Origin of the sequence: Halobacterium yunchengense, assembly GCF_037031165.1 — an archaeon.
In the GTDB taxonomy this organism is placed as follows: Archaea; Halobacteriota; Halobacteria; order Halobacteriales; family Halobacteriaceae; genus Halobacterium; species Halobacterium yunchengense.
Window position 1 is genome coordinate 499,760 of the sequence record NZ_JAYEZL010000002.1, and the last position, 15,563, is coordinate 515,322.

Below are 15,563 nucleotides of genomic sequence, written 5' to 3' on the forward strand. Positions count from 1 at the left end.
GGTCGCGCGCGCCGCTGTGGCGTTACAGGACAGGCGGGCCAGAATCGTGTGAGCGGCGGCGCCGCGGCGCTACAGCCGGTCGAGGATGGCGTCGCCGACCTGCTCGGTGGTGGCGTCGCCGCCGAGGTCGGGCGTCCGCGGGCCGTCCGCGAGCACGCCCTCGACGGCCGCCCGGACGCGGCGGCCGTCCTCGTCGTAGCCGAGGAACTCCAGTAGCATCGCCGCGGACAGCACCGCGGCCGCCGGGTTCGCGACGCCCTCGCCGGCGATGTCCGGCGCGGTGCCGTGCACCGGCTCGAACATCCCGTTGTCGGGGCCGACGTTCGCGGACGGCAGCAGGCCGAGGCCGCCGACCAGGCCGGCCGCGAGGTCCGAGAGCACGTCGCCCGCGAGGTTCGGCGTCACGACGACGTCGTACGCCTCGGGGTTCATCGTGAGGTGCATCGCGAGCGCGTCCATCAGGACCGGCTCGGTCGGCACGCCGTGCTCGTCGGCGACGCCCTCGACGGCCTCCTTGAACAGGCCGTCGGTCGTCCGCATCACGTTCGCCTTGTGCGCGAGCGTGAACCCCTCGGGCGCGTAGTCGACGGCGAACTCCGCGAGGCGCTCGCTGGCCTCCCGCGTGATCACGCGCGTCGTCGTCGTCACGCCCGCTGCGATCTCGGACTCGATGCCGGCGTAGACGCCCTCCGAGTTCTCCCGGAGGAACACGAGGTCTGTCTCGGGCTGGACCGCGTCCACGCCCGGGTACGTGCGCGCGGGCCGGACGTTCACGAACGAGTCGATGGCCGCGCGCAGCGGCAACACGACGTCGGCGGCGGTGTCGCCCGCCGCGCCGAACAGCGTGGCGTCCGCCCCCACGACGGTCTCCCGTGTCTCCTCGGGCAGCGGGGTGCCCTGCGATTCCTTCACGGCGTCGCCGGCGTCGGCGTGCACGAACTCGAAGTCGCCGACGGCGTCCAGCACGTCCGCGGCGACGGGCGTCACCTCCCGGCCGATGCCGTCCCCGGGGACGACGGCGATCACCTCAGACATCGGTGTAGGGGAGGCTGGCGGCCGTCTCCTTCACTGTGTCGGCGTTCGACCGCATCAGCGCGGTCGTGTCCCAGACGCCCTCGACGAGCGCGCGCCGCTGCGCGTCGCCGACCTCGGCGTCGATAGTGGCGTCGCCGTACCGGACTTCCTCGTTCACGACGTCGACTTCGATCTCCGCGTCCGGGTTGTCGTCGACGAAGTCCTGGAGCGCCTCGACGTCATCCTGCGAGGCGGTGACCGTGGGGATGCCGAGCGCGAGGCAGTTCCCCGCGAAGATCTCGGCGAACGACTCGCCGACGATGGCGTCGATGCCCCACCGCATCAGCGCCTGCGGCGCGTGCTCCCGCGAGGAGCCACAGCCGAAGTTCGCGTTCACCGCGAGGACGTTGGCGCCCTGGAAGCGCTGGTCGTTGAACGGGTGGTCTTTCGGCTCGTCCACTCCGACGGCTTCGCCGTCTCCGTCTCGGGACTCCTCCGGAGTCGCGCTGTCGAATCTGACGTCGAAGAACGCGAACTGCCCGAGGCCGTCGAACGTCACGACCTTCAGGAAGCGCGCCGGGATGATCTCGTCCGTGTCGATGTCGTTCCCGCGCACGGGCACGCCCGTGCCGGTCACCTGCTCGACGATTTCCGCCGGGCCGCCGTCGCCGTCGCTGGCGTCGGCGCTCATGCGCGCACCTCCTCGAAGCGCTCCAGGTCGCGGACGTCCGTGACCTCGCCGGTGACCGCCGCCGCGGCGACCATCGGCGGGCTCATCAGGACGGTGCGGCCGTCCTTCGAGCCCTGGCGGCCGACGAAGTTCCGGTTCGACGAGGACGCACAGCGCTCGTCGCCGACCAGCTGGTCCTCGTTCATGCCGAGGCACATCGAACAGCCCGCGCCGCGCCAGTCGAAGCCGGCCTCCGTGAAGACCTCGTCGAGGCCCTCGGCCTCGGCGGCGGCCTTCACCTGCTGGCTGCCCGGCACGACCATCGCGCGCACGTCGTCGTGGACCTCCCGGCCCCGCACGACTTCGGCGGCCTCCCGGAGGTCGGGCAGGCGCGCGTTCGTGCAGCTGCCGAGGAACGCCACGTCGATTGGGTAGCCCGCCATCGTGTCGCCGGGCTCGACCTCCATGTGTTCCTGCGCGCTGCGCGCGGTCTCCCGCTCGTCCGCGGGCAGGTCCTCGGGCGCGGGAATCTCCTCGGTGATGCCGACGCCCTGTCCGGGCGTCGTCCCCCACGTCACCGTCGGCTCCAGGGCGTCGCCGTCGACGGTGACGACGTCGTCGTACTCGGCGTCCGGGTCGCTCTTCACGGACTCCCAGTAGGCCTTCAGCTCCTCGAACGCCTCGCCCTCCGGGACCTTCTCGCGGCCGCGGAGGTACTCGTAGGTGGTCTCGTCGGGGTTGACGTAGCCGGCGCGAGCGCCGCCCTCGATGCTCATGTTGCAGATGCTCATGCGGCCGGCCATGTCCATCGCCTCGACGGCCTCGCCGCCGTACTCGTAGACGTAGCCGACGCCGCCGTCCGTCCCGAGCCTCCGGATGACCTGGAGGATGACGTCTTTCGGCGTCACGCCCTCGTCGAGCTCGCCGGTGACCTCGATGCGGCGGACGTCCTGTTTCTCCATCGCGACGCAGCCGGTCGCCAGCACGTCCCGGATCTGGGACGTGCCGATGCCGAACGCCAGCGCGCCGAACGCGCCGTGGGTCGCCGTGTGCGAGTCCCCGCAGACGATGGTCATGCCGGGCTGGGTCAGCCCCTGCTCGGGGCCGACGACGTGCACGATGCCCTGGCGGCCCGTCGTCGGGTCGCTGAACTCGATGCCCGCCTCGCGGACGTTCGCCTCCAGTTCGCTCATCATCTCCTCGGCCGCGTCGTCGCTGTACGGCCGCGACTGGTCGGCCGTCGGCACGATGTGGTCGACGGTCGCGTGCGTCCGCTCGGGGTACGCGACGTCGAGGCCGCGCTCCTCGAGCATCCCGAACGCCTGCGGGCTCGTCACCTCGTGGACGAGGTGGAGGCCGACGAACAGCTGCGTCTGACCGGTCGGCAGCTCCGTCACCGCGTGCCGGTCCCAGACCTCGTCGTAGAGCGTGCCCTCACTCATCGGCGTCCTCGGCGTCCGCCTCGCGTACGCCCGGCTCGCCGCCGCGCTCCCAGACCGGGTTCGCGCCCTCGTCCTCGCCCGGCGGCGTCTTGTCCACGTGCTTGAGGGTCTGCTCGTCGACGGGCACCGTCTCCCCCGCGGCTCGCTGTTCGCCGTCCTCCGCCGGGTCGTCCGCTCCGCGGCGCTTCGCCGCGCCGCGCTCGCCGCCGTCGGCGGCGACGTCCGGGCCGCGCTGGAACATCCGGTCGAAGACGTCCCGCGAGTGCTCGGGCGCGGCCGGGTTGCGCTGGCTGACGTCCTTCAGCGTCCGCTCAGTCATCCGCGCTCACCCCCTGCTCGCGCTCGCGCTCCTCTTCGGTCTCCGCCTCGGCCCACGCGAACAGCTGGCGGAGGCGCTCGCCGACGTCCTCGATGTCGTGGTTCTTCTCGGCCTTGCGGCGCTGGCGGTACGACGGCCGGTTCGCCTGGTTCTCCGCGATCCACTCGCGGGCGAACTCGCCGTTCTGGACCTGCTCGAGGACGTCCTCCATGTTCTCGCGGACGGACTCGTCGACGACCGCGTCGCCGCGCGTCAGGCCGCCGTACTCCGCGGTGTCCGAGACGGAGTCCCACATCGCGCCGAGCCCGCCCTCGTACATCAGGTCGACGATGAGCTTCAGCTCGTTCAGGCACTCGAAGTACGCCATCTCCGGGCTGTAGCCCGCCTCGACGAGCGTCTCGTAGCCCGCCTTCGTCAGCTCCGCGACGCCGCCGCAGAGGACGGCCTGCTCGCCGAAGAGGTCGGTCTCGGTCTCCTCGCGGAACGTCGTCTCCACGACGCCGGCGCGCGCGCAGCCGATGGCGTCCGCGTACGCCAGCGCCTCCTGGCGCGCCTCGCCGGTGGCGTTCTGGTAGACCGCCAGCAGCGCGGGCGTCCCCTGGCCGGCCTCGTAGTTGCGGCGCACCAGGTGGCCGGGGGACTTCGGCGCGATCATCGTCACGTCGACGCGCTCGGGCGGCTCGATCTGGCCGTAGTGGATGTTGAAGCCGTGCGCGAACTGGAGCGTGTCGCCGGCGTCCAGCTCGGGCTCGATGTCCGCGAACACCGACGGCTGGACGGTGTCCGGGACGAGCACGGACACGACGTCCGCCTCGCTGGCCGCCTCGACGGGCGTCGCCACGCGCAGGCCGTCCTCCTGGGCGGCCGCACGCGACGACGAGTCCTCGCGGAGGCCGACGACGACGTCCACCCCGCTGTCCGCGAGGTTCTGGGCGTGCGCGTGCCCCTGGCTGCCGTAGCCGAGGACGGCGACCGTCTTGTCCTCGACGTAGCGTCGGTCCGTGTCCGATTCGTGGTACACCGGCTGCGTGAATTCGTCTTCGTCTGTCATTTGAGGTAGTCTGGAACGACTGCAGTTTTCGTCTCGCCGCGCGCCAGCGCCGTCTGTCCGGTCCGCGCGATCTCGCGGATGCCGAACTGGCGGTAGGCGTCGATGGCGTCGTCGATCTTCCGTTCGTCGCCGGTCAGCTCGACCGTGATCGTCCGCGGACCGGCGTCGAGGGTCTTCCCCTCGTACATCTCCGTGATGGCGTGGACCTCGTGGGGGCGGTCGGCGTCCACCTTCACAACCACGAGCTCCCGGGTCACGGCGTCCTCGGCCAGCTCCCGGACGTGGATGACGGGGACGACCTTCTCCAGTTGCTTCTCGATCTGGTCGATGCCGGGGTCGGGCTCCTCGACGACGACCGTGATGCGCGCCCAGTCGTCGTTCTGGGTGTCCGCGACGGTCAGCGACTCGATGTTGAACTGACGGCGGCTGAACAGCCCGGAGACGCGCGCCAGCACGCCGGGCTCGTGTTCGACGAGCGCGGAGATGACGGTGCGGCGCGGCGGGTGTTCGGCCTCGACTTCCGGGTCGATGCGGATGCCTTGGCTGTTCCGGCGGCCCCGCGGCCGCTGGCGCTCCTCGGGCGCCGGCCCCGGCAGGCCGTGCGTCCGCGCGTCCTCGTCGTCGGGCGTCGTCTCGCGCTCGCTCATAGCTGGTCCTCCGTCAGCGCGAACTGGCCGTTGTCGCCGCCCGACGGCACCATCGGGTAGACGTTCTCGGTGGGGTCGATGTAGACGTCCACGACGCTCGGGCCGTCGACGGCCAGCGCCTCCTCGACGACGTCCGGGACGTCGTCGTAGTCCTCGATGCGGAAGCCGTCGGCGCCGAACGCCTCCGCCAGCTTGTCGAACTCCGGCACCCAGGGGTACTCGGAGGCCATGCGGCGCCCCTCGAAGAACGCGTCCTGCCACTGGCGGACCATCCCGATGGCCTCGTTGTTCAGCACGAACACCGTGACGTCCAGTTGCTCGCGCACCGCGACGACGAGCTCCTGGCAGGTCATCAGGAACGACCCGTCGCCGTCGAAGCAGACGACCGACTGGTCGTCGTCCGCGGCGAGGCGCGCGCCGATGGCCGACGGCAGGCCGTACCCCATCGCGCCGAGGCCGTGACTGGACACCCACGTGCGCGGCTGGGTGTACGTCCAGTACTGGCACGCCCACATCTGGTGCTGGCCGACGCCGGTCGTCACGACGGTGTCGTCGTCGGTCGCCGCGTCCACCGTCTCGACGACGTACTGGGGCTTCACCGGCTCGTCCTCGGGGGCGCGGTAGTCCAGGGGGTACTCCGCCTTCCACGCCTCGCACTGCGCGACCCACTCCGCGGTGTCGGGCGAGCGCGGCATCGCGTCCGCGAGCTGGTCGACGACCGTCGCGGCGTCCCCGACCAGCGGGTGGTCGGCCTCGACGTTCTTCGAGATCTCCGCGGGGTCGATGTCGACGTGGACGACCTCGGCGTCCGGCGCGAACGAGTCGACGCCGCCGGTCAGGCGGTCGTCGAACCGCGTGCCGACCGCGACCAGGCAGTCGGTCATCGTGACCGCCATGTTCGCGTAGCCGGTGCCGTGCATCCCCGCCATCTCCAGGGCGAGGTCGTGGTCCTCCGGGAACGCGCCGATGCCCGGCATCGTCGTCACCACGGGGATGTCGTGGGCGGTGGCGAACTCGTAGACCTCGTCGGTGGCGTCGCCTTTCACGACGCCGCCGCCAGCCAGGACGACCGGTCGCTCGCTCTCCGCGACGGTCTCGGCGGCCGCCGCCACCTCGTCGGCCGGCGCGCGCTCCTGGACGCGCACCGTGTCCGGGACCTCGGGCTCGACGGGCTGGGCGTCGGTCTCGCCGCGGGTCACGTCCTTCGGCAGGTCGACGAGCGTCGGCCCCTGCCGGCCGTGGTTCGCGAGCGCGAACGCCGTGCTCACGTCCTCGCCGACCGTGTCCGGGCTGGACGCGAAGTAGTTCGACTTCGTGATGGGCGTCGTGACGCCGACGGTGTCCGTCTCCTGGAACGCGTCGTTGCCGACGAGGTCGGTCGGCACCTGGCCGGTCAGCGCGACGACGGGCTCGGAGTCCATGTCCGCGTCGGCGATGCCGGTCACGAGGTTCGTCGCGCCCGGCCCAGACGTCGCCAGGCAGACGCCCGGCTCGCCGCTGACCGCGCCGTAGGCGTCCGCGGCGTGCGCGGCGCCCTGCTCGTGGGCCATCGTCACGTGCGTCACCGCCTCGGAGCCGTACAGCGCGTCGTAGACGGGCATGATGGCGCCGCCCTGCACGCCGAAGACGGTGTCGACGCCCGCGGCCTCCAGGGAGGCGACGACCGAGTCCGCGCCCGTCTGCGCGGCCCGCTCGCCCGCCGCGTCGGTGGCGTCTTCGGTCTGGTCTGCGGCATCGGCGGCCGCCCCTTCGGCGTCAGTGGCGGCGCCCTCGGGGCGCTCGCCGGCCGCGTCCGCCGACTGGCCGTCGGTCCGTCGGTCGGTTCCGTCGTCCGCGCCGTCGGTCTCCGGCATCGGCTGGTGTTCGCTCATCGATACCCCTCGTGCGGTGTCGTGTCGCGCGTGGTCGTGGTGTGCATCGCGGCTGCTGTCGTGGCTGTCGGTCGTGTGTGAGAATCGCCGGAACTGGAGTGGGTATTGGTAGGGGAGCTTACGCCCCTACAATACCGCGAATCCCGACAGCCGCGCCGCTGACCGCGAGAAGACCCCTGCGTGCGGCGTGCGACTGCATCGTGGGTCGCACAATGGGGTCGACGCTTATAGCTGTTGCTGGCCGCGCAACGCTTACCGGGCATGGCTACGCCGTCACCTCCTCCCGGTCGCGCTCCACGCCGACCTCGCCCGCGAACGCCCGCAGGACGGCCTTCGTGACGACCTCGTCGCCGCTGGCGTGGGCTTTCACCTTCTTCGTGACCTCGCGCACCTGGTCCTCGGTGGGGTTGTACCCCTCCTCGACGAGGTGCTGGCGGACGGCGTGCGTGCCCGAGTGCTTCCCGAGCACGACCTCCCGCTCCGCGCCGACCATCTCCGGGGTCATCACGCCGGGCTCGAACGTCTCGCTGTTCTCGATGACGCCGGCCGCGTGGATGCCGGACTCGTGGGCGAAGGCGTTCGCGCCGACCACGGGCTTGTTCACGGGCACCGGGACGGACGACCGGTCGGCGACCTGCTCGGAGATGTCGCTGATGGCGGTCGTGTCGACGCCGGTGTCGGCGCCGTAGACGCTCTCGGCGGCCATCACGACCTCCTCGAAGGCGGCGTTGCCGGCGCGCTCGCCGATGCCGTTCACGGACACCTGCACCTGGTCGGCGCCCGCCTCCACGCCCGCCAGGGCGTTCGCGGTCGCCAGCCCGAAGTCGTCGTGCGTGTGCACGTCGATGCGGGCGTCGGTGTGCTCGCCGACGAACTCGACGAGGTCGGCGAACCGGTTCGGCGTCGCGACGCCGCACGTGTCCGGGATGTTGATCCAGTCCACGCCGACGTCGTCGACGGCCTCGACGATCTCCGCGAGGAACTCGGGGTCCGTGCGGGTGGCGTCCATCGGCGAGAACATCACCTCGACGGCCGCCGACTTCGCCTGCCCGACGGCGTCGACCGAGCGCTGGACGACCTGGTCTCTCGTGCTGTGCATGGAGTCCTCGATCTGGACGTCGCTGGTGGACGCGAACACGTGTACCATGTCCACGCCGGCGTCCAGCGCCGCCTCGACGTCCGACTCCACGACGCGGGCGAGCCCGCAGGTGGTGGCGTCGGTCGACTCGGCGATGTCCGCGACGGCCCGGGCTTCCTGCTCGCTGTTCGCGGGGAAGCCGGCCTCGATGACGTCCACGTTCGCGTCGTCGAGCGCGGCCGCGATGGCGCGCTTGTCGTCGTAACTGAACGACGTGCGTGGCGTCTGCTCGCCGTCTCGGAGCGTCGTGTCGAAAACTCGTACCGTCTCGAACTCGCTACGCTGGGCTAACGTGCCCTGGAAGAACTCGTTCCCCCGGACTTGCACCGGGCGCCTCGTTGTGAGACATCGTGTCACCTTCACACCGCCCCCTCCTATTTACGCCTTTCCCCCTGACAGACGCGCTCGGCTCGGGGACCGCGCCGCGCCGAACGCCGAAACCCGGGAAGTGCAAGACGGCGGTACGTCAAAGGGAATATTAGGTGTGGGGTACGCGTCTTACGACTGTATGGTCTGGCGTCCGAGAGGAACGCCGGATTCGCCCCGTTCGAGCCGGTTCTGGCGGCGGCGCGCGGCGTGCGCGCGCTCCGCAACCGGTCGGTCCGTCGGTGGTCGCCGGCCCCCGCCGCGTCCAGGCTGCCGCTCCCCCAACCGTTATGATACGGGGTTGAAACGTGAGCGTATGCGTCCGCGGCACGTCGACGACACGCGCACCGCACACAGAACGCAGCCACGCGAACGGGGGGTGACCGCGTGACCGTCCGGGGCACCGTCGCCGGCCTCGCCCGCCGCGCGAACCCGGCGTTCGCCGTCGGCGTCGTCGGCGTCCCGCTCGCCGCGCTCGCGTACGCCGCCACCGCCGGCACCGTCCAGCAGCACACCTACGTCCACGTCATGGCGGGCGTGCTCTGGACCGGCATCGACCTCTTCATGGCCGTCGCGCTCGGCCCCGCCGTCGGCGGCCTCGACGTCGAGGACCGCGCCAGCTTCTTCCAGCGGCTCACCCCGAAGACGTCGTTCCTCCTCCCGACGCTCGCAGCCGTCACCATCGCCGGCGGCATCACGCTGGCGCTCCGCCTCCCCGGTATCTTCTCGCACGCCCACGTCTGGCTCGCGCTGTTCACCGCCGCCGCACTCGTGCCGACGATGCTCCTGCTCGGCCGGGAGTTCGACGCCTACCGCGACTGGCGCTGGCAGGCCTGGTTCGCCGTCGTCCTCGCCGTCAGCGGCGCCTACCTCGCCGTCACGCTCCCGAACTTCGCGTGGACCGAACCCGTCTTCGTCGCCGCGCTCGCCATCGTCGCCGTCCTCAACGTTCTCGGCTTCGGCGTCCTCATGCCCGGCGAAGTCCGCATGTACAGACAGATGGCCTCCGAGCGCCCTGACCCCCAGGTCATCGCCGACATCGGCATGCGCAACGCCAAGCTCGGCGGCGTCCAGGGCGTCTTCCAGCTCGGCGTCGTCGCCACCATGGTCTACATCCGCTGGGGCGGCTTCTAGTCCCCGCGGGCGCCGCTTCCGTCGGCGACTCCGCCGCCGACGCGTCCTCGAAAGTCCCGCCCTCACGGCCGTCGAGCAGCGCCGTCGCTGTCCAGCGTGGCCGGGAGAAGAACGGGACCCAGAACGCTACGTCGCCGTCAGTTCCCGCGGTCCTGGAGCTGCTCCTCCTCGGGGAGGTCGACGTTCGCCTCGCCCTTCATGCCGGCGCCGATGTTCGCGGAGATCTCCGCGAGGCGCTCGGGGTCGTCCCAGTTGTTCACGGCGTCGACGATGGCCCGCCCCATCGCCTCCGGGTCCTCGGCGCCGAAGATGCCCGAGCCGACGAAGATGCCGTCGCACTCGTGGTGCATCATCAGCGCCGCGTCCGCGGGCGTCGCGATGCCGCCCGCCGCGAAGTTCACGACCGGCAGCCGCCCCATCTCCGCGGTCTCGTGGACGAGTTCGGCCGGCGCCTCGATGTCGCGGGCGTAGTGCTCGCGCTCCTCGTAGGTCATCCCCTCGAGCTCGCGGATGGCGCCCTTGATGGTGCGCTGGTGGTGGACCGCCTGGTTGACGTCCCCGGTGCCGGCCTCGCCCTTCGTCCGGATCATCGCCGCGCCCTCGTCGATGCGCCGCAGCGCCTCGCCGAGGTCGCGCGCGCCGCAGACGAACGGCGACGTGAACTCGCGCTTGTCGATGTGGTACTTGTCGTCGGCGGGCGTCAGCACCTCGGACTCGTCGATCATGTCCACGCCCACGGCCTCCAGGATCTCGGCCTCCTTCGTGTGGCCGATGCGCGATTTCCCCATCACGGGGATGGAGACGGCGTCGATGATCTCCTGGACGTCCGCCGGGTCGGCCATCCGCGCGACGCCGCCGCGCTTCCGGATGTCCGCCGGCACGGCCTCCAGGGACATCACCGCGACCGCGCCCGCCTCCTCGGCGATCCTGGCCTGCTCGGCGTTCACGACGTCCATGATGACGCCGCCTTTCTGCATCTTCGCGAACCCGCGTTTCACGAGGTCGCTGCCGCGCCGCAAGTCCTCGAGGTCGGTCTCAGTCGGCATACGTGGGTGTTGCGCGCGCCGCCGCTTAATACAGTTGGTTGCGGCACGGCCGCGTCCGGGCGCCCGGCCGGCGCCCCGGACATGCCAAACGATTTGGGTCGCCCCCCCGAGGGAGCCGATGATGAGCGACGACGCACCCACGGACGGCCCCCCGGACGGGGCCGACAGGGGGACGGCGGACGCCACCGCGGACGCGCCCAGCACGGCGGACGTCCACGAGGACGCCGACGAGGCCGAGCGCTCGGTCCGGGAGGCCATCGAGCGGTCGCGCAGCGGCGCCCCCGCTGTCGGGTCGGTCGTCCGCGACCGCTTCACGAGCGACGAGATCTTCCAGCGCATCATCGCGGCCGCCGACGAGGAGATCACCTCCGGCAGCCGGGAGCTGTTCTTCAGCGCGCTCGCCGGCGGGTTCGCCATCACCGTGACGTTCATGCTGTACGTGACGCTGAAGGCGGAGACCGGCGGCGACGTCGTCCTCAGCGCCATGCTGTACCCCCTGGGGTTCATCTACATCATCATCGGCGGCTACCAGCTGTACACCGAGAACACGCTCCCGCCGGTGGCGCTCACCCTCGAGCGGCTCGCCAGCGTCCCCGCGCTGCTGCGGAACTGGGTGGTGGTGCTCGCCGGGAACTTCGCGGGCGGCGCGCTCGGCGCCGCCGCGCTCGCGTTCGGCAGCGTCATCTCCCCGGCGGCCGGCGGGTACGCCGTCGACCTCGCGCAGACGGGCGTCGACACGCCCTGGTGGAGCCTGTTCTCGAAGGCGGCGTTCGCCGGCCTCATCGTCGCCGGCGTCGTCTGGGTGGAGTACGCCGCCCGGGACACCATCTCGCGGCTCGTGGTCGTCTACCTCGCGTTCCTCGCCATCCCCCTGGGCGGGCTCTACCACTCCGTGGTCTCGTTCACGGAGATGACGTACCTCGTCCTCCAGGGCAGCCTCGGCGTCGGCGTCGGCCTCTGGGAGTTCGTCCTCCCCGTCCTGCTCGGGAACACCGCCGGCGGCGTCGTGCTCGTCACCGTCGTGAACTACTTCCAGACGACGGAGTACCGGCTCGCGTCCGCGCGCTTCGAGGGCGCGACCCGACAGCTCTCCCTCCGCGAGTGGCTGCTCGGCGGGCTGGCCGGCCGCTCGTACGTCCCCCTCATCGACACCGCCGAGGGCCACCACGGCGCCGGCCAGTTCCGCATCGTCGTCCCCATCTCGAACCCGCGCACGGAGACCGCGCTCGTGAAGCTCGCGTGCACGCTCGCCGCGCAGAAGCAAAACGCCGTCGTCGACATCGTCCACATCGTACAGATGCCCGACCGGACGCCGCGGGGCTACCGCGTCGACCAGCGCCAGCGCATCGTCGAGCAGTCCGACACCCTGCTCGCGGACATCCGCGACGTCGCGGAGGGCTACGACGTCGACTACCGGACGTCGACGGTGGTCTCCCACCGCTCCTTCCAGGAGATCTTCGACGTCGCCGAGCGCGAGGACGCCGACCTCGTGCTGATGGGGTGGGGGGAGGACCGCCTCTGGTCGAACGGCCGCGCGGAGCGCCCGCTCGACGAGCTCACGAACAGCCTGTCGGCGGACGTCCTCGTGTTCAAGGACCGCGGCCTGGACGCGTCCCGCGTCCTCCTGTCGGTGGCGGACAACGCTCACGCCGACCTGAACGCCGAGGTCGCGTCGCTGCTCAGGGAGAGCGCGGGCTCGGAGCTCACGCTGCTGCGGGTCGCCCGCGACGCCGACCACCGCGAGGAGGCCGAGCAGTTCCTCGAGTCGTGGGCCGCCGAGCACGGCCTCGCGGACGCCGACCTCGTCGTGGACGACTCCGGCGACGTCGAGGCGGCCATCGTCCGGGAGGCCGAGGACTGCTCGCTCCTGCTCGTGGGCGCGACGTCCCGCGGCCTGCTGTCCCGGCTCGTGACGGACTCGCTGCACTTCGACCTGGTCAGCGACGTCGACTGCTCGCTGCTGCTCGCGGAGCGCGCGACCGACCGCAGCCTGTGGGCGCGGCTGTTCGGTCGGTAGGCGGCCGGCCCGAGTGCGTGGGCGGGTCTGTCCGGTCGGTAGGCGGCCGGTCGCGCCGACACCGGTAGAGTTTTCGACGTGGTGGCGCCACCACCGGCCATGTCGCCGCCGCCCCGCCGGGACCTCCCGTGGTACGTCGCGCCGCTGCCCGAGTGGCTGGAGGACGTCGCGCTCCGGTGGGCGTGGGGCATCGTCGCGGTGAACCTCGCCGGCACCGCGTTCGGGTTCTGGTACTACCGCGTCCAGTTCGCGGCGACGCCGCTGGTGGCGTGGCCGGTCGTCCCCGACAGCCCCGTCGCGACGCTGTTCATCGCGCTCTCGCTGGCGGCGTACAAACTCGACGTCGACGCGGACTGGCTGCACGCGCTCGCGTTCTTCGGCTGCATCAAGCTCGGGCTGTGGACGCCGTTCGTCCAGCTCTTCGTGAACGGCCAGGGCCAGCTCTGGTGGGCGATGTACTGGTTTCTCGTCCTGAGCCACCTCGCGATGGCGCTGGAGGCGTTCGTGATCCACCGCTACGCGCGGTTCTCCGTCGGCGCCGTCGCGGTCGCCGTCGCCTGGTACGGCTTCAACGACGCCGTCGACTACTTCCTGTCCGTCGCCGGCGGCCCCCACCACACGCTGCTGCGCGCGGAACTCGGGCCGGCCGGCGTCGACCACTCGCTTGCGGCCCACGACCTCGCCGCCGCCGCCGCGGTCGCGCTCACGCTGCTCGCGACGTTCCTCGCGCTCGCGACCCGCGTGAAGGCGCTGGACCTGGTGGACTGACGGGGACCTGGTGGACTGACGGGGTTTTTGGAGCTGCCGCGCGACCGTCGACGCATGTACGACGCGGTCGCCGACCTGCCGCTGACAGTCGAATCCGTCTCCCTCGAGCGCCTGGAGCGCGAGACGCCGGCGTTCGCTCGCGCCACCACCGTCGTCGCGCTCGCCGGCGACGGCCACACCGGCCGCGGCGAGGACGTCACCTACGAGACCGCGCTCCACGACGCCCTCCACGAGTACGCCGCGTCCACCGGGGGCGACCCGTTCGACCTCGCGGGCGAGTACACCCTCGGGGAGTTCGCCGCGCGCCTCGACGACGTCGACCTCTGGCCGCACGGCCGCCCGGACCGCGAGGACTTCCTCGACTACCGGCGCTGGGCGTTCGAGGCCGCCGGCCTCGACCTCGCGCTCCGCCAGCGGGACACCGACCTCGCCGCCGTCCTCGACCGCTCGTTCGACCCCGTGCGGTTCGTCGTCTCCAGCCGCCTCCCCGACGGCGACACGGCCCGCGTCGAGACGCTGCTCGAGCGCTACCCGGACGCCGAACTCAAACTCGACCCGACCACCGACTGGGACGGGGACACCGTCGACTACCTCGCCGGCACCGACGCCGTCCGCGTCCTCGACCTGAAGGGCCGCTACGAGGGGACCGACGTCGACCAGGCCCCCGACCGCGACCTCTACGAGACCGTCTTCGAGCGGTTCCCCGACGCGGTCGTCGAGGACCCCGCGGTCACCGACGAGACGCGGGACGTGGTCGCCGCGCACAGCGACCGCGTCGCCTGGGACGCGCCCGTCCACGGCCTCGAGGACGTCCTCGCCGCGCCCTTCGACGTCGCGTGGCTGAACGTCAAGCCCTCGCGGTTCGGCACCCTCGAGTCCCTGTTCGAGACCCTCGCGTGGGCGCTCGAGGAGGACGTCGCGCTGTACGGCGGCGGCCAGTTCGAACTCTCCGTCGGCCGCGGGCAGGTCCAGGAGCTCGCCAGTCTGTTCTACCCGGCCGGCCCGAACGACGTCGCGCCCGCCGTCTACAACGACCCCGAGCTCCCTCCGGAGCCGCCGAGGAGTCCGGTCTCGGTGCCCGACGACCACGCCGGGTTCGGGTTCTGAGCTGGCGCGGAGGTCGGCTCGGGGTTCTGGCGGTCGCGAGGACGCCGCTGGCGCGCTACTCGCGGTCGCGGTGCGCGCGCACCCAGAGCTCGCCGATGCGCGAGAGCCGCGTGCGATAGGACTTCCCGCGCTCCTCGCGCTCGACGTACCCCTTGCCGCCGGGGCCGAGCTTGTCCACCGTGTACGTGACCTTCGACCGGAACGAGTCGGTGTACTCCTCGCTGAGGTCCGCGGCGAGCGTCTTCGCGAGGTCGCTGACGGAGTCGAACTCGCCGTGCTCGCCGAGCGTGTACAGGATGAGCTCCTCGAAGGGCTTCACGTTCGAGAAGGAGGCCACGGGCAGTTCGACGACGTGGCTGCCGTCGATCTCCTGGGCGCCGATGGTGGTGCCGCGCTCGTCGAACTCCGCGAGCAGGTCGCGGGCGTCCGCGAGCTGGTCGCGCACCTCGCTCTCGTCGACGTCGCCGTCGGCGACCGCCTCGAGGAGGTCGGCGCTGGCGCGCAGCTCCTCGGCGAGCTCGGTCTCGAGGTACTTCTCGGGCGCCGTGTAGTACGTGTGGATGCGCTCGCGGTCCTCCGGCTGCTCGACCATGATGGAGTGGGCGGCGGTGGCGAACGCGAACGACACCGTCCGCGGCATCGACGCGATGTTCACCCAGACCTCGCCGTCCGGGTCGGCGTCGAGGACGTCCTCGATGAGGTCGAACGCCTGCTCGAAGGCCGCGTCGTAGTCGTAGACGTCCGCGACGGCGACGCGCTCGGTCTCCGCGCCGAGGAGGTTCCGGAAGTCCGCCTCGAGCTTCTCGGCGATGCGCTGGCTGTACTCGACGTTCGCCTCGCTGCCGACCGCGCCCTCCAGGAGGATGACGCGGTCGACGGCGAGCTGCTCGCGCACCAGCGGCGCGATCAGCCGGTCGTAGTCGAAGCCGACCGGCACGACGTGCGTCTGCATGGCCGGGGCTACGCGCAAGGC

14 protein-coding genes are annotated in these 15,563 nt (G+C 71.6%); 4 read left to right on the top strand and 10 right to left on the bottom strand.

Annotation, left to right across the window (positions count from 1 at the left end):
* Positions 1-69: 69 nt before the first annotated feature.
* The 8 genes from U5911_RS07815 to U5911_RS07850 form a co-directional block, all read right to left on the bottom strand.
* Positions 70-1,035, bottom strand: a complete 966-nt coding sequence (locus U5911_RS07815; RefSeq protein ID WP_336036414.1) for an isocitrate/isopropylmalate dehydrogenase family protein — start codon at positions 1,033-1,035, stop codon at positions 70-72.
* The gene (leuD, locus tag U5911_RS07820) at positions 1,028-1,705 is read right to left on the bottom strand and encodes a 3-isopropylmalate dehydratase small subunit (RefSeq protein ID WP_336036415.1); all 678 of its coding nucleotides are present in this window, start codon (positions 1,703-1,705) and stop codon (positions 1,028-1,030) included. The genes U5911_RS07815 and leuD overlap by 8 nt, the downstream gene beginning before the upstream one ends.
* Complete coding sequence (leuC, locus tag U5911_RS07825) at positions 1,702-3,126, bottom strand: 3-isopropylmalate dehydratase large subunit (protein ID WP_336036417.1); 1,425 nt, start codon at positions 3,124-3,126, stop codon at positions 1,702-1,704. The genes leuD and leuC overlap by 4 nt, the downstream gene beginning before the upstream one ends.
* The gene (locus U5911_RS07830) at positions 3,119-3,445 is read right to left on the bottom strand and encodes a DUF7989 family protein (protein WP_336036418.1); all 327 of its coding nucleotides are present in this window, start codon (positions 3,443-3,445) and stop codon (positions 3,119-3,121) included. The genes leuC and U5911_RS07830 overlap by 8 nt, the downstream gene beginning before the upstream one ends.
* Positions 3,438-4,496 (bottom strand): ketol-acid reductoisomerase, encoded by a 1,059-nt coding sequence (gene ilvC, locus U5911_RS07835; protein ID WP_336036419.1) that lies wholly within the window; start codon positions 4,494-4,496, stop codon positions 3,438-3,440. Before ilvC ends, U5911_RS07830 begins: the two co-directional genes overlap by 8 nt.
* Positions 4,493-5,143, bottom strand: a complete 651-nt coding sequence (gene ilvN, locus U5911_RS07840) for an acetolactate synthase small subunit (protein ID WP_336036420.1) — start codon at positions 5,141-5,143, stop codon at positions 4,493-4,495. Before ilvN ends, ilvC begins: the two co-directional genes overlap by 4 nt.
* On the bottom strand, positions 5,140-7,014 hold the full coding sequence (gene ilvB, locus U5911_RS07845) for a biosynthetic-type acetolactate synthase large subunit (protein WP_336036421.1): 1,875 nt from the start codon (positions 7,012-7,014) through the stop codon (positions 5,140-5,142). Before ilvB ends, ilvN begins: the two co-directional genes overlap by 4 nt.
* Before the next feature lie 265 nt (positions 7,015-7,279).
* Positions 7,280-8,479 carry a LeuA family protein gene (locus U5911_RS07850; RefSeq protein WP_336036422.1) on the bottom strand — a complete coding sequence of 400 codons (1,200 nt, stop codon included), beginning with the start codon at positions 8,477-8,479 and terminating at the stop codon, positions 7,280-7,282.
* A 426-nt stretch (positions 8,480-8,905) separates the two neighbouring features.
* On the opposite strand from U5911_RS07850, the gene U5911_RS07855 reads away from it, so the two are divergent.
* Complete coding sequence (locus tag U5911_RS07855; protein WP_336036423.1) at positions 8,906-9,652, top strand: hypothetical protein; 747 nt, start codon at positions 8,906-8,908, stop codon at positions 9,650-9,652.
* Positions 9,653-9,789: 137 nt separating this feature from the next.
* Here the strand turns inward: U5911_RS07855 and pdxS are convergent, their stop codons facing one another.
* On the bottom strand, positions 9,790-10,698 hold the full coding sequence (gene pdxS / locus U5911_RS07860) for a pyridoxal 5'-phosphate synthase lyase subunit PdxS (RefSeq protein WP_336036424.1): 909 nt from the start codon (positions 10,696-10,698) through the stop codon (positions 9,790-9,792).
* A 121-nt stretch (positions 10,699-10,819) separates the two neighbouring features.
* Here pdxS and U5911_RS07865 point away from each other — a divergent pair, with 121 nt between their 5' ends.
* The 3 genes from U5911_RS07865 (at position 10,820) to U5911_RS07875 (ending at position 14,590) form a co-directional block, all read left to right on the top strand.
* A complete protein-coding gene (locus U5911_RS07865) occupies positions 10,820-12,715 on the top strand; it encodes a formate/nitrite transporter family protein (RefSeq protein ID WP_336036425.1) in 1,896 nt (631 codons plus the stop codon).
* A 99-nt stretch (positions 12,716-12,814) separates the two neighbouring features.
* Positions 12,815-13,483: a DUF1405 domain-containing protein gene (locus U5911_RS07870; RefSeq protein WP_336036426.1), complete on the top strand. Its 669-nt coding sequence runs from the start codon at positions 12,815-12,817 to the stop codon at positions 13,481-13,483.
* Positions 13,484-13,537: 54 nt separating this feature from the next.
* Entirely contained in the window at positions 13,538-14,590 is a 1,053-nt protein-coding gene (locus tag U5911_RS07875) for an enolase-like domain-containing protein (protein WP_336036427.1), read from the top strand.
* A 55-nt stretch (positions 14,591-14,645) separates the two neighbouring features.
* Here U5911_RS07875 and U5911_RS07880 read toward each other — a convergent pair whose 3' ends face one another.
* Positions 14,646-15,542: an HFX_2341 family transcriptional regulator gene (locus U5911_RS07880; protein ID WP_336036428.1), complete on the bottom strand. Its 897-nt coding sequence runs from the start codon at positions 15,540-15,542 to the stop codon at positions 14,646-14,648.
* Positions 15,543-15,563 lie beyond the last annotated feature (21 nt).

Excerpts from the sequence above, each read along its gene's own strand:
- U5911_RS07830 (WP_336036418.1), bottom strand. The coding sequence starts at position 3,445 with ATGACTGAGCGGACGCTGAAGGACGTCAGCCAGCGCAACCCGGCCGCG.
- ilvB (WP_336036421.1), bottom strand. The coding sequence starts at position 7,014 with ATGAGCGAACACCAGCCGATGCCGGAGACCGACGGCGCGGACGACGGA.
- U5911_RS07875 (WP_336036427.1), top strand. The coding sequence starts at position 13,538 with ATGTACGACGCGGTCGCCGACCTGCCGCTGACAGTCGAATCCGTCTCC.
- pdxS (WP_336036424.1), bottom strand. The coding sequence starts at position 10,698 with ATGCCGACTGAGACCGACCTCGAGGACTTGCGGCGCGGCAGCGACCTC.
- U5911_RS07865 (WP_336036425.1), top strand. The coding sequence starts at position 10,820 with ATGAGCGACGACGCACCCACGGACGGCCCCCCGGACGGGGCCGACAGG.
- leuD (WP_336036415.1), bottom strand. The coding sequence starts at position 1,705 with ATGAGCGCCGACGCCAGCGACGGCGACGGCGGCCCGGCGGAAATCGTC.
- leuC (WP_336036417.1), bottom strand. The coding sequence starts at position 3,126 with ATGAGTGAGGGCACGCTCTACGACGAGGTCTGGGACCGGCACGCGGTG.
- U5911_RS07880 (WP_336036428.1), bottom strand. The coding sequence starts at position 15,542 with ATGCAGACGCACGTCGTGCCGGTCGGCTTCGACTACGACCGGCTGATC.
- U5911_RS07815 (WP_336036414.1), bottom strand. The coding sequence starts at position 1,035 with ATGTCTGAGGTGATCGCCGTCGTCCCCGGGGACGGCATCGGCCGGGAG.
- ilvN (WP_336036420.1), bottom strand. The coding sequence starts at position 5,143 with ATGAGCGAGCGCGAGACGACGCCCGACGACGAGGACGCGCGGACGCAC.
- ilvC (WP_336036419.1), bottom strand. The coding sequence starts at position 4,496 with ATGACAGACGAAGACGAATTCACGCAGCCGGTGTACCACGAATCGGAC.
- U5911_RS07870 (WP_336036426.1), top strand. The coding sequence starts at position 12,815 with ATGTCGCCGCCGCCCCGCCGGGACCTCCCGTGGTACGTCGCGCCGCTG.